Source organism: Paenibacillus sp. JNUCC 34 (assembly GCF_058269055.1).
Genome location: NZ_CM177770.1, coordinates 839,740 through 859,077, shown reverse-complemented (window position 1 = coordinate 859,077; position 19,338 = coordinate 839,740). Strand labels below are relative to the sequence as shown.

17 protein-coding genes, 2 pseudogenes and 1 riboswitch are annotated in these 19,338 nt (G+C 46.1%); of the genes and pseudogenes, 4 read left to right on the top strand and 15 right to left on the bottom strand.

The features are described from left to right. Positions 1 to 8: 8 nt before the first annotated feature. The 8 genes and pseudogenes from AC2TF5_RS03780 to AC2TF5_RS03745 form a co-directional block, all read right to left on the bottom strand. Positions 9 to 1,013, bottom strand: coding sequence for an asparaginase (locus tag AC2TF5_RS03780; protein WP_491300932.1), 1,005 nt, complete (start codon positions 1,011 to 1,013; stop codon positions 9 to 11). A 223-nt stretch (positions 1,014 to 1,236) separates the two neighbouring features. Next, positions 1,237 to 2,007: a sigma-70 family RNA polymerase sigma factor gene (locus AC2TF5_RS03775; RefSeq protein WP_491300931.1), complete on the bottom strand. Its 771-nt coding sequence runs from the start codon at positions 2,005 to 2,007 to the stop codon at positions 1,237 to 1,239. Next, positions 2,004 to 2,456: an anti-sigma B factor RsbW gene (gene rsbW, locus AC2TF5_RS03770; protein WP_491300930.1), complete on the bottom strand. Its 453-nt coding sequence runs from the start codon at positions 2,454 to 2,456 to the stop codon at positions 2,004 to 2,006. Before rsbW ends, AC2TF5_RS03775 begins: the two co-directional genes overlap by 4 nt. A gap of 21 nt (positions 2,457 to 2,477) precedes the next feature. Next, on the bottom strand, positions 2,478 to 2,816 hold the full coding sequence (locus tag AC2TF5_RS03765) for an STAS domain-containing protein (protein WP_491300929.1): 339 nt from the start codon (positions 2,814 to 2,816) through the stop codon (positions 2,478 to 2,480). 166 nt (positions 2,817 to 2,982) lie between these two features. Beyond that, a pseudogene (locus AC2TF5_RS03760) lies at positions 2,983 to 4,206 on the bottom strand (ATP-binding response regulator); the annotation flags it as partial. Positions 4,207 to 4,392: 186 nt separating this feature from the next. Next, positions 4,393 to 5,577, bottom strand: a complete 1,185-nt coding sequence (locus tag AC2TF5_RS03755) for a PP2C family protein-serine/threonine phosphatase (RefSeq protein ID WP_491300928.1) — start codon at positions 5,575 to 5,577, stop codon at positions 4,393 to 4,395. Between the two features lie 397 nt (positions 5,578 to 5,974). Next, positions 5,975 to 6,085 (bottom strand): annotated as a pseudogene (locus AC2TF5_RS03750) (DUF948 domain-containing protein); the annotation flags it as partial. A 566-nt stretch (positions 6,086 to 6,651) separates the two neighbouring features. Then, a complete protein-coding gene (locus AC2TF5_RS03745) occupies positions 6,652 to 7,227 on the bottom strand; it encodes a hypothetical protein (RefSeq protein WP_491300927.1) in 576 nt (191 codons plus the stop codon). Between the two features lie 233 nt (positions 7,228 to 7,460). Between AC2TF5_RS03745 and AC2TF5_RS03740 the strand changes: the two genes are divergently transcribed. Next, the gene (locus AC2TF5_RS03740; RefSeq protein ID WP_491300926.1) at positions 7,461 to 7,856 is read left to right on the top strand and encodes a hypothetical protein; all 396 of its coding nucleotides are present in this window, start codon (positions 7,461 to 7,463) and stop codon (positions 7,854 to 7,856) included. 55 nt (positions 7,857 to 7,911) lie between these two features. Here the strand turns inward: AC2TF5_RS03740 and AC2TF5_RS03735 are convergent, their stop codons facing one another. Continuing rightward, positions 7,912 to 8,781 carry a cation diffusion facilitator family transporter gene (locus AC2TF5_RS03735; RefSeq protein WP_491300925.1) on the bottom strand — a complete coding sequence of 290 codons (870 nt, stop codon included), beginning with the start codon at positions 8,779 to 8,781 and terminating at the stop codon, positions 7,912 to 7,914. 255 nt (positions 8,782 to 9,036) lie between these two features. On the opposite strand from AC2TF5_RS03735, the gene AC2TF5_RS03730 reads away from it, so the two are divergent. Continuing rightward, positions 9,037 to 9,222: a hypothetical protein gene (locus AC2TF5_RS03730; protein ID WP_208917752.1), complete on the top strand. Its 186-nt coding sequence runs from the start codon at positions 9,037 to 9,039 to the stop codon at positions 9,220 to 9,222. A gap of 95 nt (positions 9,223 to 9,317) precedes the next feature. Here the strand turns inward: AC2TF5_RS03730 and AC2TF5_RS03725 are convergent, their stop codons facing one another. The 5 genes from AC2TF5_RS03725 to AC2TF5_RS03705 form a co-directional block, all read right to left on the bottom strand. After that, positions 9,318 to 10,943 (bottom strand): ABC-F family ATP-binding cassette domain-containing protein, encoded by a 1,626-nt coding sequence (locus AC2TF5_RS03725; protein ID WP_491300924.1) that lies wholly within the window; start codon positions 10,941 to 10,943, stop codon positions 9,318 to 9,320. A gap of 207 nt (positions 10,944 to 11,150) precedes the next feature. Next, positions 11,151 to 12,158 carry an MBL fold metallo-hydrolase gene (locus tag AC2TF5_RS03720; RefSeq protein WP_491300923.1) on the bottom strand — a complete coding sequence of 336 codons (1,008 nt, stop codon included), beginning with the start codon at positions 12,156 to 12,158 and terminating at the stop codon, positions 11,151 to 11,153. A gap of 108 nt (positions 12,159 to 12,266) precedes the next feature. After that, a complete protein-coding gene (cydS, locus tag AC2TF5_RS03715) occupies positions 12,267 to 12,368 on the bottom strand; it encodes a cytochrome bd oxidase small subunit CydS family protein (protein WP_491300922.1) in 102 nt (33 codons plus the stop codon). Between the two features lie 5 nt (positions 12,369 to 12,373). Beyond that, positions 12,374 to 13,405, bottom strand: a complete 1,032-nt coding sequence (locus tag AC2TF5_RS03710; protein WP_491300921.1) for a cytochrome d ubiquinol oxidase subunit II — start codon at positions 13,403 to 13,405, stop codon at positions 12,374 to 12,376. Continuing rightward, on the bottom strand, positions 13,402 to 14,754 hold the full coding sequence (locus tag AC2TF5_RS03705; RefSeq protein WP_491300920.1) for a cytochrome ubiquinol oxidase subunit I: 1,353 nt from the start codon (positions 14,752 to 14,754) through the stop codon (positions 13,402 to 13,404). The genes AC2TF5_RS03710 and AC2TF5_RS03705 overlap by 4 nt, the downstream gene beginning before the upstream one ends. A 356-nt stretch (positions 14,755 to 15,110) precedes the next feature. Between AC2TF5_RS03705 and AC2TF5_RS03700 the strand changes: the two genes are divergently transcribed. Both AC2TF5_RS03700 and AC2TF5_RS03695 read left to right on the top strand, forming a co-directional pair. Then, entirely contained in the window at positions 15,111 to 16,244 is a 1,134-nt protein-coding gene (locus AC2TF5_RS03700) for a virulence factor (RefSeq protein WP_491300919.1), read from the top strand. Between the two features lie 93 nt (positions 16,245 to 16,337). Next, positions 16,338 to 16,529, top strand: a riboswitch (Lysine riboswitch). A gap of 107 nt (positions 16,530 to 16,636) precedes the next feature. Then, on the top strand, positions 16,637 to 18,085 hold the full coding sequence (locus AC2TF5_RS03695; protein ID WP_491300918.1) for an amino acid permease: 1,449 nt from the start codon (positions 16,637 to 16,639) through the stop codon (positions 18,083 to 18,085). 57 nt (positions 18,086 to 18,142) lie between these two features. Here the strand turns inward: AC2TF5_RS03695 and AC2TF5_RS03690 are convergent, their stop codons facing one another. Continuing rightward, on the bottom strand, positions 18,143 to 19,285 hold the full coding sequence (locus AC2TF5_RS03690; protein WP_491300917.1) for a transglutaminase domain-containing protein: 1,143 nt from the start codon (positions 19,283 to 19,285) through the stop codon (positions 18,143 to 18,145). Between the last annotated feature and the right edge of the window lie 53 nt (positions 19,286 to 19,338).

The following is a 19,338-nucleotide window of genomic DNA, read 5'->3' as shown; positions in this document are numbered from 1 at the left end:
CTCTTCGATTAAACGTAATTTAAAGTGAATGCTGTTTCCGCTCGGCCTACCTTTTTACCCCCATCATTGTACAGATCTTTCGTAAAAGCTTTTCTTAAAGAATCAATTGTGGCCCGGTTGTCGTAACCAAGTTGATCAAGGATAGACTCTACAATGTATCCCCATTCTTCTTCGGATCCATCCAATATTTTGAAGGTAATGCCGAGTCTCTCCTTTTTCAGGCCAAAACAGTAAACTCCTTTGAAGCCGCCTTTGGCAACGATATTTTGATCCTGAAGCAGCAGAGTATCCACTCTTCCGCTCCCCGCCACCATAAAGGGATGGGAATTCATCGTCTGTGCAATCTTTTCAACCGCGCGTCGAGTCGGTTCGTCCTCTATCCGGTCAGGACAAGCCAGTTTCATATAAGCAGTAGCCAATGCTTGCAAGGGTAATGCAAATACCGGAAGACCACAGCCGTCTGTACCGAGTATGATTTCATCTTTCGACAGACCGCACATATACGCTATGGTGCTCAGAATTTCCTGCTGTACAGGATGATTGGGGTCCTCGTACCCTGCAAGGGGAAGTCCCTTCATCTGACTGTAAGCAAGCAGACCCAAATGTTTTCCTGAACAGTTATGATAAAGCTTATTTTTATTTCCTCCACTGCGGATTAGAGAGTCTCTCGTTTCACCATCGAGCGGATAACTCGAGGCACATACAAGTCGGCTTTCTCCGATTCCCGTCTTGTCCATTAAAGAGATTAGCGTCTCCTGGTGTTCATGTTCACCCCGGTGAGATGCAGTCATAATGGCAATTTCCTGATCCGTTAGATGATAACGGTCTGCTAAATGCGCACGAATGGCCGGAATAGCCTGCAAGGGTTTCGCAGAAGAACGGGTGAATGTGACATAACGCGGGTCGCCGGCAAAAGCCTTAACCTTTCCCTCATCGTTTACGATACATATATGTCCACTGTGTGTGCACTCCATGACGTCTGCACGATATTCCTTAACCAGAACAGTTTCCATGATGTTTCTCTCCTTCTGTACTAATCCATATATTATTGCCTATAACATAAGACAAGATTTAAGTCTAAAACGTAGCTTAATAATTATAGTACAAAAAGGAGCACATATCAGCAGGCAATTATACTCTTATCTCCATTAAAAAAGCACGCATATCCTTCCCCCAGGAATAGCGTGCCCTTATGTAGACCAGTCCTCACACCCGATACAGAGAAGCTTGTCCATATCAATACGATGAATTAGACATGATTTGTTTCAATTTTTCCGTTGCTCTCTTCTGGATACGGGATACACTCATCTGTGAGACACCGAGCTTCTGCGCAATGGCACGCTGGGATTGTCCGTCCTGAAATGCCAAGAGCAGCACTTTCTGCTCCTGCTCCTTCAACTGACTTAATGCCTGCTGTAAATCCATTCGCTTCTCAACAGAATCAAAGTCGTTCACATCAGAACTGATCAGTTCACCGAGTGTAGCACCCGTTTCTTCTTGAGATAATGGAGAATCCAATGATACATAATGATAGCATTCACGGCCGGCAAGAACTTCTACCGTTTCCTCAACTGTCAGATCCAAGTAGTCCGCAATCTCTTTAATATCAGGCGATCGTTCCAGCTTCACCATCAATTCATCGATAGCTTGCTGAACAAGTGCGCCCTTTTCTTTAATCCGACGAGGAACCTGAATATACCAAGATTTATCGCGTAAAAAGTTCTTCATATGACCGATCATACTCTTCATGGCGTACGGCTCAAATGGAATTCCTAGACTGAGATCATACTGCTGAAGCAGCCGAATCAGAGCCATCTGCCCCACCTGATATAAATCTTCGTAAAGGTCCGGACGATTACGGGCAATTTTACCCGCAGCCATTTTAACCATCGGTTCATATTTTTGAATTAAGACGGTAGCGATTTCGTTATCCTTCGTCTGTTGATATTCCCTAATCAGACGAATCGCTTCATCCCTGGACTCTGGGGGAGTCACTTTTTCGTTCATACCGGCTCCTCACTTTTCGCAAGCCGTTTGGTAAGAATAACTTGTGTTCCCTTCCCTTTCTGGTTTGTGACACTCACTTCATCCATGAGCGCCTCCATCAAGTAAAAACCAAGGCCCCCAATCTGGATTTCACTGAGCTCCTTATCATGGAGGGTCTCACGACTGTCTAAATTACCATCACTTTCGAAACTCTCCCCTTCGTCTCTAACTGTGATGGATAAAGATTCACTAGTGACATCAAACACGACTTCCACCATTCCGCCATCTTGTCCGTAAGCATATAAAATCGAGTTATTGCAAGCTTCTGATACAGCTACCTTCATATCTTCAATCTCTTCATAAGTGAAGCCCATTTTCGAAGCTATTCCGTATAAGTTCAATCGAACGATATCAACATATTCCGCACTGGCAGGTAAATTAAGAGTTATTTTCTGTCCTTCAGCATTCATTCTTTTCTTTCCTTTCCTTTCCTATTCGGAATTCTCTTGGGGGGCAAAGAACTTCGCAATACCAGTCATGTCAAACAGCTTCTGGATTTGCTGAGGAACTTCCTCAACGGCAAAGCGGGCTTCCATACCATGTCTTGCTTTTAAAATAGACAACAGAATTCCGATACCCGTACTGTCTATATATGTCATTCCCTTCAAATTGACGATCAAATCCATTTGGGAATTGCTCACAAGAGGTTCCATCACCATTCGAAAATCAGGTGCAACGGACAAGTCAAGTTCGCCGCTTAAAAACACGGTGCATACACTGTCGTTCATGTGAGTCTTAGCATTAAACTTATCATTATTGTTTGTATTCATAGACACACTCTCTCCCAAAATTTGTTTTCCTTACAAATAACCCGTTATTCTATGTGTTGAAACAACTCAGCAAACCAGATTCATCAGTAATATTGGGACAATTGGGCATGGTGGATGTTCATTATCGACTTTTGCCTATGGGATAGGGATGGATCTCGAAAGGTAGCTTATCCCGACCTAGCAGCTGATCTTCCTCTTCATGCTTATGAACCTTAATGGTAAAGACAAACGTTGCTCCCATCTCTTCAGTGGATTCGACCCGGATTTCCCCTCCCATCATCTGCACCAGTGACCTACAGATGGCCAGGCCGAGCCCAGTCCCCCCATACTTACGGGTCATGGAAGAATCCAGCTGCGTGAATGGTTTAAAGAGCCTGTCCATCTTGTCCGCTGAAATGCCTATTCCTGAATCTTTTACGATAAATTCAAGAGTTAAGGTTTTGTCCTCTCGCTCAATCAGTGAAATAACCAAATATACCCCGCCTTGGTTAGTGAACTTAACCGCATTGGAAACAAGGTTCATCAGCACCTGACGCAGACGCCCTATATCGCCATAAACTATGCGCGGGATCTGATCTTCTATGAAATAGAGAAGCTCCAGATTTTTTTTGTTGGCCTCAGCCGAAAAGAGACCAACCACTTCCTGCACGCACAATCTCAGCTCAAACGGATGCTCTTCCAGCTCCATTTTTCCTGACTCCATTTTGGTAAAGTCCAATATATCGTTAATAATCGAGACCAACGCATCAGCGCTGTTGCGAATGATATCTGCATATTCCCTTTGTTCATCCTGAAGATCACTTTCCATCAACAGATCAATCATACCGATAACTCCATTCATAGGTGTACGAATCTCATGGCTCATCATCGCCAGAAACTCCGTCTTGGCTTGGGCCGCAATTTCTGCTGCTTCCTTGGCCTGTACCAGCTCATGATTGATTTTCTCCAGTTCCTGCGTCTTCTGGTGAAGCAGCATGGATTGGGTTTTCAGCCTTTTATTTGTCAGGAATATATCCACAAATCCCTCGATCTTAGATTTCAAAATTTGGGGGATGAAGGGCTTTACCATATAATCAATAGCTCCGGCAGAGTACCCTTTAAACAGATGTTCCACTTCCTTGCTGTTAGCCGAAATAAATATGATAGGAATATCTTTTGTCTTGTCTCTCGCCTTTATGAGCCGCGCCGTTTCAATTCCGTCCATGCCCGGCATCTGAACATCCAGTACAATCACGGCGAACTCATATTTCAAGAGACATTTTAACGCTGCTTCCGCGGAAGTTGCTTTGACAAGCGTATACTGTTCACTGCCGAGCACCGCTTCCAGTGCAAGCAAATTCTCAGGGCGATCATCTACAAGCAAAATATGAATCGGATCGTGAACCCCCATGGAATCCTCCTAAAAATACTATTTAATCTTTACCGACTTTCTCCCTTTAACATTTTTATATCCATTATTCATTACCCAAAAGTATCACTTACGAATACAGCCACACGCGCATACTTCCATGTTATAGCCTTCAAGCACACTTGAGAGGGCGAACACATTCCGATATCATCATCCACGAGCATAAATTTAAGCTTGATCCGTCCCCCCCACTCCTTCTTCTTTAAGTGTTACCCATACGAGGCATTTATCATCTTCACGCTCCCCGGCAGGATTATCTATAAAAAATTGCTCTTTCATTTCATCTTCTCTCCACTCGCTAGAGCCGCCTAGATGCTGCTTCAAATAATCAAGCTTATCCTCATGGCTGCCCTCAACTAGTTCCAGAATACCGTCGGTATACATCGCAAGATGAGCGTTACCTTCATAATAGAAGCTGCGCGGTTCCATGCCATCAATGCGGTCAAACAGTCCTACCGGGTAGCAGCCCTGATCCAGCGTCATCACCAAACCATCTTGCTGAAAGAATAGCGCCGGCGGATGGCCCGCATTAACGTAATCGACCCGTTTCATGCGTGTATCCACGACCAGATAAATTGCAGTAAAATAATATTGAATCAATTGATCACCAAGATGGAGCTGATTAAACCTGCGGTTTAATTCCTGTATAACCTTCTCAGGTTCCACATAAGTGGTAACTGTGTCTTTCAAAACCGAGGCAATGAACATACAGAAAAGAGACGAGGAAATTCCATGTCCCATCATATCAAGCAGTATAATGCCATATCGGCCGTCACCCAGTGGATACCACGCATACAAATCACCGGCCAACTCGGCTGATGGCTGGTACAGGGCGTGAACCTCAAAGAGCTCCTCTTCAATGGGAGAACTCAGCACAGCATTCTGAACCATGGCTGCCAGCTTTAATTCATCCTGGATTCGCTGTTCTCTCTCCTTATGCCAATCCTTCTCATGCTTCAAGCGAAGCGCCAAGCGAATTCTCGCCATAAGCTCCACTTTATTAATAGGCTTGGTTACATAGTCGACAGCTCCGGCATCAAGCGCTTCGGCCAACTTTTTGGAATCGCCGACGGCTGTCACCATAATGATCGGAATATCTTTTAAATGATCATACTGCTGTACGATCCGGCAGGCTTCAATTCCGTCCATCTCCGGCATCATCATATCGAGCAGTATTAAATCTATATCAACGCGCTTTGGACGAAGGTCCGTGGTACGTTCTCTGATGCCGAGGCCGTCCAGCATTTCCAGAGCTGAAGACGCCGTTACAATATCACGATATTGTTCTTTCTTTAAGATTTCTCGGATAATTATGACGTTAGTCGGATTGTCATCAACAATTAGTATTCTCATAACTCTCTCCTTAACGTTACTCTCAATGCGCAGAAATCCTTTTTTTAAACTATTATACTATACTCCACTCCATGAATATTTCACCTATTTAAAAACATAGATAAGGAATGAGGCGGTATTCGTCCCATTCCTTATCTATGTGTTAAGACCTATTTCCCGTCCCGGAAATCTTTCGAAGGGTTGTAGCTCTAGATTATTTAACCTTATTTCAAACAATTGAAACAGGTTATTCGCTGAAATCAAAAAACAAATCTACACCGATAATATCTCCGGAACTTCGATCTATAAAAACTTTAATGGCTTGATGATCCTATACGTACACATCTCCATCCTCGGCCTTGAAATCAGGCTCACCGAGAGAAGTTGAGATATGACCAGTTGTCGGGAATATGGACAGGATGTCCACAGTTATATTATTCGTGTTGCGGATCGTCTGCTTCACTTCAAAGCTTAATTCGTTGATGGGCTTTTGATTTTCCTGAAGCGTCTGAGTCATCTTATCCAAAGAATCTGTCCGGCACGAAACAAAGTACAGAATGATCGATTCGTTCCAGCTCTCCGCTTTAAAAAGGTTAGAATAAACAACTGGGCGCCCCAGTTATCCGTTATCTGTTATCCGTTATAAGTTGCCACATGTACGAATCGTCTTCATCCAACAGGCTTCAGTAAGTGTTGTATAAAGTGCAACTTTATTCCGAGATATAGCATCGAAGGAAGGGTTGTTGTATTCAATACAATAATAGGGATAGGGAATCATTTATTTACCCCATTCCAGAAAGGATTGTTGTAGAATCTACAACAATATCAGTAGGTTCGGGCATTCTGCTCATTCAATGTTGTATAACATACAACATTACTTATCCCATCATGTTTGATCATTGTAGCCGCCATTCAGACGTTAGACGTATCAATAAATTCATCAAAAGTGTTTACATGGGCTGACTTTCGCTTTCAAGAAGTACACTTAGACCATTAAAGCAAGTATGCCACCCAAGGATGAGTCCTCGGATGGCATACTTTGTTTTTGAGATAAATCTACTTTAAGAACATTTCTACTTTTAGAATTTTATACATTCACCATAACGACGGAATGGAGAGCCAATCGATCTTAAACGTCAGCTTCATGCCTTCTTCCAAAAAATCAACTTCCTTAACCGTAACAATGTCAGGCAGATCGTCCTTCAATGATACTTCAATGGGCTCCAACTTAAAGATGGACAACGGAATGTCCGCACTACGGATTTTCGTGAATTGATGCTCCAGTATAAGCTTGCTTCCGTTCGAAGTCATATGGAATTGCAAAGTGGCTCCAAAAGGCAATACGCCCCACTTCCCGTTCACTTCTGCCTTCATCATTTCGCCATTCATTTGGAAATCGGCACCTGTTATATCCACGCCGACATCATGTGTGCTCAAATATTTGATCAGGTTTTTCTTGCTCATCTGCGCTACTTCGTCTTTATTCAAAACCATCTGCGGTTGGCGCGTTTCCAACATGCTCATGATTTTGTCTTTCACATCGATTGAACGATAATTTAAATCCAAGCTTTTTGTCGGCGTCACATACCAGATCCCTGCTCCAACAACGACGATAATAAGCATTAATAGCCCAAGCAGGATCCGGCCGCCTTTCTTTTTGCGGCGACTCATTCGGCTTCCCTCCTCCGAGTATGTATCGCATGAATCGATCATGAATACTCGTCCAAAAGTATATCTGAATCCGTCCTCCTTGTCACGCAACTCACAAGCAACAGCTTATTTAAAATTTTACTATTATTGTTAATTTTAAAAATATTCCTTCTTAATTGGTTCATTTTACCTTTATAATGGTTATATCGTTAATGTCGTTACATATTACATCCAAATTCAGGAGGAGACAAACTATGAAAAAAATTCTAAGCGTTACAGCAGTACTCAGCCTTGCTCTATCAATGGCGGCGGTAGCAGCAGCCGATCCGGTTGAAACTGTAGAAACAACTCAATCTACCACTACGACTACAACGACTCTGGAAGTTGAGGTTACCGCAACAACTTCAACTTATTTTCAATTTAAAGAGCCCACCATTAAAGCGGAAGATTTTCCGCTAATTCCTATGAAGCTCATTCAGCTCACCAAGAAAACTTACTTCTATGATATGCCAAACGGAACCATCCAAGGTGTTCTGGCACCTCAAATAATCGATTCAACTAGGACCAGCACGCAAGTGGTTGCGGACGGTGAGTGGGTTGAAGTTTACACCTGGATCGGTAAATATTGGATCTTCATGGGCGATAATTAATCCCAATAAGGGGCTGCAATCACTGCAGTCCTTTTTTTATTTGTACGATAAGGCCCTATAGGTCCTTCGGCTCCACATGAACATGAACGTTCATAATGTTATGAAATTTCACCATTCGCTCTTCAATGGTGTCGCTGATTTGGTGTCCCTCAATAACGCTTAATTGCGGGTCAACCTCAACGACAACATCGACCAGCACATGATTACCATGAATTCTGGCTTTCACATCTTTGATTCCTTCAACACCGGGAGTGCGTGCTATGGTCCTCCGGAGATCCAATAGCCGCTGCTCATCAAATCCATCTGTCAGGCTATGCGTACAATCACGGAAGATTCCCCACGCGGTTTTGCAGATCAGCAATCCAACTCCGAGTGCCGCAACCGTATCCAGCCAAGGAAGCCCGAATTGGGCTCCAATAATACCTACAGCCGCGCCTATACTGACCATTGCATCTGAAAGGTTGTCCTTCGCCGCAGCCATCAGAGCTTGGCTGTTAATCTGAGTTGCCAGTCTGACATTATATTTGTAAACGATAAACATAGCGACAGCACACACCCCTGCCACACCGGCTGCCCATAGGTTTGGTGTATCCTTACTTCCCTCAAAAAAGGAACCGATCGCTTCAACCAGCACTTGTATTCCGACCACAGCCATAATGAATGAGGCGATTAGTGCCGCTACCGTCTCGGCTCTGAAATGCCCATAGGCATGATCCGAATCAGGAGGCTTCCGTGATATTTTCAGACCGATCAGTACAGCAACCGAGGCCACAATGTCCGTTAGGTTGTTAAAACCGTCAGCTAACAATGCACTCGAAGCGAATAGATAACCGCTGATTAATTTGAACGCAGATAGTATCAGGTAAGCCGCAATGCTGATCCACGCTCCGCGCTCTCCCTTTTTTATATCCTCATATACATTCACCGTGCATGTCTCTCCTTCGCTGCTTCTCCTTCTTACTAAGGGCCGCTTCAAAACTTCCTTAACTATCCTAGCAAAGGCATACCATGTGGGTCTAGAGAAACCTTGTGAGACTAGAGAAACCTTGTAAGACGGGAGAAACAGAGTTGCTTAAGGTAAAAAGCAGGCTCATAACCGAATATATTTATTGTTACCCTTGCCGTTCGTTTTAAAAACGAATAAAATGAGGACAACTCATAATCCGAGGAGGAAGCCATCATGTCGGAAAATAACGATTCACGCAAGGTGAGTCTGGCCGATGCGATCCGTCAGAAGCTGGAACAGAAGAAACAGCAAAATTCATCTGGCAAACAGGGTTCATATCAGCCCGGTACTACGCAAAAAATGAAGAGCCAAAACAACAAAAAGCCGAACAACCAGCGCCGTCGTACCGGCGGATCGTAACAACACCGCTTAACGCAAAAAAAGCTGCCCCTTCAAACGAAGGGTGCAGCTTTTTTCAAAATCTAAGAAAGTATTACTTCTTGTATGCAAATATATTAGGCTTCAGCAGGATACATGCTCTCACGAAGGGCTTTGATCTCTTCGCTCTCCAGATATTCATCATAACTCATCGCACGGTCGATAACTCCGTTCGGTGTAATCTCAATAATCCGGTTCGCAATGGTCTGAATGAACTGATGGTCATGCGATGTAAATAGGATCGTACCGTCGAAATCGATCAATCCGTTATTCAGCGCCGTGATAGACTCGAGGTCCAAGTGGTTCGTAGGCTCATCAAAAATAAGCACATTCGCACCGTTCAGCATCATTTTGGCCAGCATGCAGCGGACCTTCTCACCACCGGACAGAACACTCGCCTTCTTCAGCGCTTCCTCACCAGAGAACAGCATACGTCCGAGGAAACCGCGCAGGAACGTTTCATCCTGATCGTTGGAGTACTGGCGCAACCAATCTACCAGGTTCATGTCCACACCGTCAAAATAAACGGAGTTGTCTTTCGGAAAGTACGCCTGAGTCGTTGTTACGCCCCAGCTGAATTCCCCGGCTTCTACTTCCGTTTCACCGGTAACAACCTGGAACAACGTTGTCTTCGGCAGACTGTTCGGTCCGACAAAAGCAATCTTGTCACCTTTGTTTACGACAAAGTTGACGTTATCCAGTACTTTCTCGTCTTCCATCGTCTTCGTAATGCCATCTACCGTCAGAAGCTGTTTACCTGCTTCACGTTCCGGCTTGAAGTTAAGGAACGGATATTTACGGTTCGACGGACGAAGGTCATCCAGCGTAATCTTATCAAGCTGCTTCTTACGGGATGTCGCCTGCTTCGATTTCGAAGCATTTGCCGAGAAACGTTGGATAAAGGCTTGGAGTTCCTTGATCTTCTCTTCTTTTTTCTTGTTTGACTCACGTTGAAGCTGAAGCGCCAGCTGACTAGACTCATACCAGAAGTCATAGTTACCGACATACAGCTGGATTTTGCCGAAATCGATATCCGCAATGTGCGTACACACCTTATTCAGGAAGTGACGGTCATGGGATACAACGATAACGGTGCCTTCATAATCCATTAGGAAGTTCTCGAGCCATTGAATAGACTCCAGATCCAAGTGGTTGGTAGGCTCATCAAGCAGCAGGTTGTTCGGGCGGCCGAACAGGGCTTGTGCCAAAAGGACACGAACCTTTTCGTTACCGCTGAGTTCTGCCATTTTCTTGTCATGAAGTTCACGTGGAATACCAAGACCGATCAGGAGTGCAGCCGCATCCGGCTCAGCGTCCCAACCGTTCAACTCTGCGAATTCACCCTCCAGCTCACCGGCACGCATGCCATCCTCTTCGGAAAAATCAGCTTTAGCGTAAAGGGCATCCTTCTCCTTCATGATCTTGTAAAGGCGTGAGTGACCCATGATAACGGTCTCCAGAACCGCATATTCATCATACTCATAATGGTTCTGTTTGAGGACAGCCATCCGTTCGTTCGGTGTCATATGAACTTCGCCTTGGTTCGGTTCGATTTCACCGGACAGGATCTTCAAGAAAGTGGACTTGCCCGCACCGTTGGCTCCAATCAAGCCATAACAGTTGCCAGGAGTGAATTTTATATTTACATCTTCAAATAGTGCTCGTTTGCCATAGCGGAGCGTAATCCCGCTTGTACTGATCATTAAGCATTACCATCCTTTTATACTATTGGTTTCCCAGCACATTATAGCATAAGAAACCCTTTTAACGAAGCCTTACCGCTCAAATACGTCATTATGACGCATTCCGAGTAATAAAGGCCCATATAAAAGGAAAAAACCTCCTGAGATGACCTGCCCGACTGACAGGCATCAGAAGGTTTCTGAAGCTTGCTAAAACTTACTTACATGTCATGAGGATTCTACTTTCCTCCGCTCCGGCTGCACCTTAAAGGTCTCGCCATGCTTTAGAATACGAATCTGCTCTTCTCCAATTCCCAGACGCTTACGCTCGAGTTCCATCCGCTCCAACGCTTCCTGCGCCGTATCATCTGCGAGTCGGAACGTACCATAATGCATCGGAATCATCGTCTCGGCCTTCACGTCCAAAAACGCCTGTAATGCTTCCTCCGGAGTAACATGCTGCGAGGTCATAAACCATTCAGGTTCATAGGCTCCGATTGGCATAAGCGCTATATGAATATTAAATCGGTTACCGATTTCTTTAAATCCTGGAAAATAGCCGCTGTCTCCGGCAAAATACAAATTCGGCGGAAGAACACGAGAGGTATCCTGCGAATCCGCCTCCTCATTACGTGTCTCCTTCTGCTGAAGCTCCGGTTCCAACACAAAGCCTCCCCAATGGGAAGTGTTCGTATCAAACGGTGTGCGCCGTGTCCAATGCTGAGTTGGAACAAATGTTATGGTAACGCCGCCAATCGTCGTCGATTCCCACCATTTTAGCTCAATCACACGTCTGAAACCTTTGCTGAGCATTTTACGCCGCAGACCAACGGGAACAACAATGGTCGTCTCAGTCCGATACAGCTTACGTATCGAGGCGATATGCATATGGTCATAGTGGGAATGCGATATGAGAATAATGTCCAGTGTCGGAATTTCGGCGATCGGAAGCCCTGGCTCTCCCAGGCGTTTCGTGAACGCCATCCTGCGTGCCCATATCGGATCAGTTACGATATTTAAGCCCTCATATTGGATGAAAAATGTCGCATGCCCAACCCAAGTAACGGAGGTTTCATGCCGGTTTCCGTGTAAATATTCGAGATCGGGTGCCAGATTCGGTATGACGTACGAATAATCTTTTTTCTTGTTACGCCGTTCGTCACGCCATTGCCTGAACTGTTTTAATGTTTTATCTGTACTGACATTATCGATATTGTTATAGCGGAATTTTGGCATTCTGCCTCCTCCTTCCATTACTTTTTATTTTACCCCATTTTTTCACGAGTGCTCAACTGAGCTCACAATTTCATCCCCCATTTTTCATACGGTGGTACTGTGTTCATACTATTCTGACGGATCTTTATATTTCATTGCGTACACCACCATGAAAGCTACAGAGACCAACACCGTCAGCATGGGCGCGATAAAAATAGCGAAATCATCCATTTCTCTCACCCCTTTTTGCCGGATTTGCCAAGAATGTAGTTCGCATCAAACAAAAATAGACGCATCAGCAAGATCAGTGATGGAATCAGCACGAGCAGACCGAGGACAAATGCCGTGATCAAGGTAATAGCCATCGTATCGTTCGTAACGCTCTCATGGATATTGATATATTTATACAGCACGTACGGCAAATGTGAACGGCCATATCCGTACCAGGCAAAAGCAAACTGCAGTATTACCATAAAAAAAGACAGGCCTAGCCATTTCCGTTTCCAAACGGCATAAACAGCAAATAGGAAGCAAAGGAAGGATGCGACAAACATCCATGACATATCGAGCATGGCCCGAAAGTGCTCGGGGTTTTGCCTGTTTAACGTTAAAAAGGCAAAAAATGAAAACAAGATCGTCGGTCCGCTCCAGATTAATGCATACCCCCGGACAACACCAAATGCGACCTCATCTCCAGCTCTCTTCGCATAGTAAGACAAGAACATCGCAGATATATACAGGACACTTACTAGAGCCAGCAGAATTACAGACCATGTATACGGGTTCATGAAAAAGCTTAACCAATCCATCTGCACCTTGCCGTCTGCCATGTATATGATTCCGCCCTCTGAGACGGCCAAAATCGTGGATAGTGCAGCCGGAATCAACAGCCCCGTTGCTCCGTATAGGGCCATGTAGATTTTGTTATTCTCTTTGCTGCTACCGTAGGTGTTGTAAGCGTAATAGGCTCCCCGGATGGCGAGCAGCACAGTAGCCAGACTGCCGGGAACGAGCAGCGCTGTACCGTAATAGAACGCCGCATCCGGAAAAAATCCGACCAGTCCAACAACGAAAAAAATCAGAAACACGTTCGTAACTTCCCATACAGGTGATAAGTATCTTTGAATAATATTGTGTATCTTAGTCTCATGCCCCGTCATCACACTGTAAAAGCTAAAAAATCCAGCCCCGAAATCAATAGACGCTACAATTAAATAACCGAATAGAAACGTCCAAAGAATTGAGATAGCCACCAATCCGTAGCTCATTGTCCGCTGCCTCCCTTGCTATTCAGTCCAAGCATCGCAAGCTCTTCCTCCGCAGTTTTGTTGCGATACAGCTTGCTAAGTACCCGGATGGCAGACACCGACAGCACCAAATACAGTAGAATGAATAGCAGCAGCATCCAACCCACATTCGATGAGGTTGTCGCCGCATCCGCCACCTTCATATACCCTCGCAAAATCCATGGCTGGCGGCCGATTTCAGCCAAAAACCAGCCAAGCCAAATGGCTACCAAGGCCATTGGACCAAGCGCCAAAATGCATACGAGCAACCAATTCGGGTAAGCTTTCTTACCTGGAAGCCATTTGCGGAACATATACAGAAGCGGAATCGCGACAAGCAAAACGCCGTTCGTTACTTTTAAATCGAAGAAATAATGAATCATGAGCGGCGGCTGTTCGTCTTCCGGAAATTCATTCAGGCCGATAACCTCGATATCCGGATGGTTTCCTGCCAAGATACTTAACGCATACGGAATTTTCAGCGCATATTTAATGTCCCGGTTCTCGTCCAATACACCGCCATAAATGAGCGGGGCCTGTTTCATAGTCTCAAAGTGCCATTCCATTGCCGCCAGCTTTTCAGGCTGGTACTTCGCCAGAAATTTTCCGGAGAAATCACCGATCATTACCGTTGCTACGGCAAAAACAAACGTGGAAATGACCGTCAGCTTTAAAGCCTTTTTAAAGTAATCGTGCTTGTTTCCCCGCAATAAACTATAAGCGGCAATACTCGCCAAAGCGGCAGCACTGGTCGTATAGGCAGAAGCCAGCACATGACTTACCTTTGTTGGCGTAGCCGGATTGAACATAGCAACAAACGGGTTTATATTCGTGAACACCCCGTCTACCAGATCAAAGCCTTGCGGCTGATTCATAAATGCATTCATGCTCGTAATGAAAATTGCGGATGCGGAAGCGCCGATGGCTACAGGAATGAGCAGCAGTAAATGCGTATATTTACTTTTGAACCGGTCCCAGGTGTATAGATAGATTCCTAGAAAAATGGCCTCCACAAAAAAAGCGAACGTCTCCAAAAATAGCGGGAGCGCAATCGCTTTGCCCGCCACGCGCATAAATGTTGGCCACAGCAGGCTGAGCTGAAGCCCGATTGCTGTGCCCGTCACGACACCGACCGCTACGGTGATGACATACCCCCTCGCCCACCTACGGGCAAGCAGCGTATAATGCCCATCACCTGTATGTATGCCTCGCCATTCCGCTAGAGCAAGCATCACAGGAATACCTACTCCGATTGTGGCTAGTATGATATGAACGAACAATGTTAAGCCAGTTAATATCCGGCTCATCAAAACAGGATCAAGGGAAGACATCAGGTTCACTCCTTGTTGTTATTCATCTTTTGAGAGAGAAAAACTATCCGAAATAACGCATATAGCGTATAAAAGCCTTTACCGTGGCGTACAGCATAACCGCAGCGGCTACAAAACAGACGACAGCCAATTTTTTATCCTGTTTCACATTCATGCTGCAAAGCCTCCTTCGATTAGAAACCTTAAAAAAAGAGTTCTCGACATATACAGTTTGACAATCCCTTCCTCTTTTTATCCGGGATTGTTGAAAATCATCATTTTCGAGGAATATTCATGATGAAGATAAGACGGGTTATGTTTTTTCCTGTCCGTAAAAGAGGTACAATAGGTTAGATGAAAAGGAGGTAGCTAATGAAATGAAAATTACGTTTATCGAACCTACTCCGAGTCCGAACTCCATGAAACTTCATCTAGATGAGTCTCTGGAACCCGGAATTCGCAAGACATATACCACGGATAACGAACGTTCTGCACCGGCGTGGATCCGTGAGCTGCTTCATATTCCCGGTGTAAAAAGCATTTTTCACACACTTGACTTTATTGCGCTCGACCGTAAAGGAAATGCTGATTGGCCCTCGATTTTGGGAGAAGTGCAGGAAAAGTTTGGCCAAGAAGGATTGAAAACAGGCCTCGAGGAGAATGAAAACGACGGTACGGGATTTGGGGAAGCCCAGGTGTTTGTCCAGCTGTTTCGAGGCATTCCGATGCAAATCCGCGTAAAGGGTGAAGGTCGTGAAGAACGCATCGCTCTTTCCTCCCGCTTCACTCATGCGGTAACGGAAGTAGCTTCCACTACCTTGATCAAGGAACGGAAACTTAAAGATTACGGCGTGCGCTATGGTGAGCTTGAGGATATTGCACGTGAGGTTGAGCAAGAACTGGAAGCCGCATATCCTCAAGATCGGCTGGATAAAGTCGTTGCCCAAGCCATTGCCCATGGCGCGGACGAGGAAGAATTTGTGGAGCAGCGCCGCAAGCTGACCGAAGAGGAGATGGTGTCAGCTATGGAGGACCCGGACTGGCGTGTACGGTATGCTGCCTTTGATGTGCTGGAGCCGACGGAGGCACACCTTCCTATGATTAGTACCGCACTGGAAGATCCCAAAATGCAGATTCGCCGTCTGGCAGTGGTCTATCTTGGAGATTTGCGTACGCCGGAGGCGATGGAACTTTTATATGCAGCGATGTCTGACGATACGCCGGCCGTACGGCGGACTGCCGGGGACACTCTATCCGATATCGGGGACCCTGCAGCAACTCCGGTCATGATGAATTCCCTTAATGACAGCAGCAAACTTGTGCGTTGGCGTGCAGCCCGCTTCCTGTATGAAGTTGGAACCGAGGAAGCCCGCCCTGCACTGGAAGAAGCCGCACTGGATCCAGAATTCGAAGTAAGTCTGCAAGCCCGCATGGCGCTGGAGCGAATCGAATCCGGCGAACAGGCCGCCGGTACCGTATGGCAGCAGATGGCCAAACGTTCACGGGATTAACATGTAATGTTATAAATATCCATTGCTTGTATCGTGAAGAATGCTATATACTTAGACTCGCTTAAACAAAATAAAGATAACCTCATCATTCCTAGATGAGGTAGAGGTTGCGAATGTGATTAGTAAACGTGCCGAGGTGAAGAGTCACCTATGACGCACGCTGAAAGGTACATTCGCCGAAGTGGACGGCTGTGCTCTTACACCGTCTGCTGGGTCCGATCCCGAAAGGGACGGAACTGTCACGGGAGCCAATCCTTACGCTTCCCGTGTTGTGCTATCTTCATGGAGGTATGATGCGGTTATATTCAGGGCCGCAGTGTACACTGCGGTCCTTTTGCATTTATCCATGAACCTTGTTTATAGATCATTTTTGAAAAAAGGAGTGTTACATCATGAGACGCAAGAAAGCACCTGCGACCTCACTCAAACCTAGTTTTAAAGCCCGTCACATGACCATGATCGCGCTAGGCGGTTCCATCGGAACCGGCCTGTTCCTCGCCAGCGGCGGCGCAATTGCTGCCGCCGGACCGGGTGGCGCATTACTCGCTTATTCCGCTGTCGGGCTAATGGTTTATTTCCTGATGACCAGTCTCGGCGAACTGGCCACCTATCTTCCCGATTCCGGGTCCTTCAGTACGTATGCGACCCGTTTTGTCAGCCCGGCGTTCGGTTTTGCGGTCGGCTGGAATTTCTGGTACAACTGGGCAGTCACCATAGCCGCAGAGCTTGCTGCCGCAACGGTAATTATTAAGTTCTGGTTCCCGGACAGCCCCTCTTTTCTGTGGAGCTTGTTATTCCTCGGCATCATGTTCGGTCTGAATGCGTTGTCGGCTAAAGGTTACGGCGAATCGGAATATTGGTTTTCTATTATCAAAGTTGTCACCGTCATTATCTTCCTGATCGTCGGCGTCATGATGATTTTCGGAATTCTCGGCGGAGAGGCAGTCGGATTTTCCAACTTCAATATGGACGGTGGCTCGATGCACGGTGGCTTCTTTGCCCTCGTCGGCGTCTTCATGGCCGCAGGATTCTCTTTTCAGGGCACCGAGCTCATCGGTGTTGCCGCCGGAGAAAGCGAAAACCCGCGACAAAACGTGCCGCGTGCCATCCGTCAAGTATTCTGGCGCATTTTGATCTTTTACATTTTTGCTATTCTCGTCATTGGCTTGCTTATACCGTACACGCATCCAAGCTTGCTGCAATCGGGCGTGGGTGATATCGGTGTCAGTCCGTTTACGCTCGTGTTTGAAAAAGCCGGTCTGGCCTTTGCCGCTTCCGTGATGAACGCTGTTATCTTGAGTTCCGTTCTATCCGCAGGAAACTCCGGCATGTATGCCTCTACCCGTGTGCTCTATGCGATGGCAAAACAGGGAATGGCGCCAAAATGGCTGAGCCGTCTGAACAGCCGCGGCGTTCCCATAGCAGCTCTTATTGTTACCTCATCTGTCGGTATACTCGCCTTCCTCGCTTCCTTTTTCGGTGATGGCGTCGTGTACATCTGGCTGCTGAACGCCTCTGGTATGTGCGGCTTCATTAACTGGCTTGCCATTGCGGTCAGCCATTACCGCTTCCGGAAAGCTTATGAGGCGCAGGGCCGGGATCTCAAGGATTTGCCTTTCCGTGCCCGCTGGTTCCCGTTCGGGCCGATCTTCGCCTTCCTACTCTGTCTTGTGGCCATCATCGGCCAGGGGAACTTCGGTGGCGAAACAGACTGGTATACGATTATTGCAACCTATTTCAGCATTCCGCTGTTCCTTGCGATCTGGTTCGGCTACCGTCTGGTAAAGAAAAGCAAAATCGTTCCGCTGCAGGATTGCGACTTCAGCACGAATACCCAATAAGCATTTGTAATAAGCAAAAAACAGCTTCTTCCTCAAGGGGAAGAAGCTGTTTTTGATTTACCATGAAATGTGAACCTTCAAATCATTCGTATCTTCAAAAAGATTATGGTAATAACGTATAGCCCCGACACCCGCTTTACGCTGCAAATCCTGAAGTACCTTTAGTAGATCATTTTCCTTGCCGTCAAATCGGAACACAAGCTCTGTCTTTCCAGACTGCTTCGCGGCTTTTACTTTGGGGTTCAAGTCAAGGTATGTACGCACAACCGCGTTACTCTCGTACAAATGGTATTCCAGCTCATTCATCAGCGTCCGGTAAACACTGGATTTTGCTGACTTTTGAGCGGCTAGCGTTTTGAGGGTGCTGCGGTAAGTCGTACTCGCCGCCGGGTAAGATTTCGTCCATGTATGGTCTTTTCTCATCTGGGCATCATTCCGGAGGTAGTAGGTATAGGATACGACACCGTCCCGATCAGGTACCGGATCGTTCCACGTCGTGTCCAAGTGATACCATTTACCATCTAGAAGAATCAGATTCCACGCATGTAGTTGGCCCTGCGGATTCCCTTCAGGATAAGCGGTTCCTTCTACGATTTTATTCTGGATCCCCGCCTCTTTCAGCAGCTTATATGTTAATAGCGAGTATCCCTGACAAACCGTGCTTCCTGTACTTAGTCCGTCATAAGCCGTGTACTTTTGAAGTGTCGTGTCATACTTCAGATTCAGTACGACCCAGTCGTTAATGGCCTTGACCTTCTCGTGATCATTCATACCGGACTTCATGATGGAACCTAGTACATTCTTGACCCGTTTGTTGACATACTCGGTTTGACTTCCGGTTTCCCGGTAAGTAAGCCGTACTGTCACATCGGCCGAGCTTGAAGTCCCCCGGTAATCATAGCTATAGCTGGCTATCGTATAGTGAATATAAGGATCGCTATCCATCGCTTGGTCCAGCGCTTCCTTAAGTTGTGTCTTGAGCGACTTAGTCTGGCCCTGATACACAAAACGAACGGTTGACTCCCTGTCGTTCATTGCTGAAAGCAGCTTCTGCTGGATCTCGCTAACGGACTTTACAACCGCTTTATCAGAATTGGCATATACATTGCTGATTTCGACCGGTTCAGGAACGGCAGCTACGGTTACCGCCAAAGTCCCAACCAACAGCAGTTTCACAAATGCCGACCGGTTTCGTTTCATGGATACACCCGCCCTTCGTCTTCCACATTCGTTTGCATATTTATTGTATCATA

What these genes read in the sequence shown, in the direction of transcription:
- AC2TF5_RS03700 (WP_491300919.1), top strand. Translation starts at nt 15,111, where the DNA reads ATGAAAATTACGTTTATCGAACCTACTCCGAGTCCGAACTCCATGAAA.
- AC2TF5_RS03710 (WP_491300921.1), bottom strand. Translation starts at nt 13,405, where the DNA reads ATGAGCTACGGATTGGTGGCTATCTCAATTCTTTGGACGTTTCTATTC.
- AC2TF5_RS03730 (WP_208917752.1), top strand. Translation starts at nt 9,037, where the DNA reads ATGTCGGAAAATAACGATTCACGCAAGGTGAGTCTGGCCGATGCGATC.
- AC2TF5_RS03695 (WP_491300918.1), top strand. Translation starts at nt 16,637, where the DNA reads ATGAGACGCAAGAAAGCACCTGCGACCTCACTCAAACCTAGTTTTAAA.
- AC2TF5_RS03690 (WP_491300917.1), bottom strand. Translation starts at nt 19,285, where the DNA reads ATGAAACGAAACCGGTCGGCATTTGTGAAACTGCTGTTGGTTGGGACT.
- AC2TF5_RS03740 (WP_491300926.1), top strand. Translation starts at nt 7,461, where the DNA reads ATGAAAAAAATTCTAAGCGTTACAGCAGTACTCAGCCTTGCTCTATCA.
- AC2TF5_RS03765 (WP_491300929.1), bottom strand. Translation starts at nt 2,816, where the DNA reads ATGAATACAAACAATAATGATAAGTTTAATGCTAAGACTCACATGAAC.
- AC2TF5_RS03775 (WP_491300931.1), bottom strand. Translation starts at nt 2,007, where the DNA reads ATGAACGAAAAAGTGACTCCCCCAGAGTCCAGGGATGAAGCGATTCGT.
- AC2TF5_RS03745 (WP_491300927.1), bottom strand. Translation starts at nt 7,227, where the DNA reads ATGAGTCGCCGCAAAAAGAAAGGCGGCCGGATCCTGCTTGGGCTATTA.
- AC2TF5_RS03720 (WP_491300923.1), bottom strand. Translation starts at nt 12,158, where the DNA reads ATGCCAAAATTCCGCTATAACAATATCGATAATGTCAGTACAGATAAA.
- AC2TF5_RS03705 (WP_491300920.1), bottom strand. Translation starts at nt 14,754, where the DNA reads ATGTCTTCCCTTGATCCTGTTTTGATGAGCCGGATATTAACTGGCTTA.
- AC2TF5_RS03780 (WP_491300932.1), bottom strand. Translation starts at nt 1,013, where the DNA reads ATGGAAACTGTTCTGGTTAAGGAATATCGTGCAGACGTCATGGAGTGC.
- cydS (WP_491300922.1), bottom strand. Translation starts at nt 12,368, where the DNA reads ATGGATGATTTCGCTATTTTTATCGCGCCCATGCTGACGGTGTTGGTC.
- AC2TF5_RS03755 (WP_491300928.1), bottom strand. Translation starts at nt 5,577, where the DNA reads ATGAGAATACTAATTGTTGATGACAATCCGACTAACGTCATAATTATC.
- rsbW (WP_491300930.1), bottom strand. Translation starts at nt 2,456, where the DNA reads ATGAATGCTGAAGGACAGAAAATAACTCTTAATTTACCTGCCAGTGCG.
- AC2TF5_RS03725 (WP_491300924.1), bottom strand. Translation starts at nt 10,943, where the DNA reads ATGATCAGTACAAGCGGGATTACGCTCCGCTATGGCAAACGAGCACTA.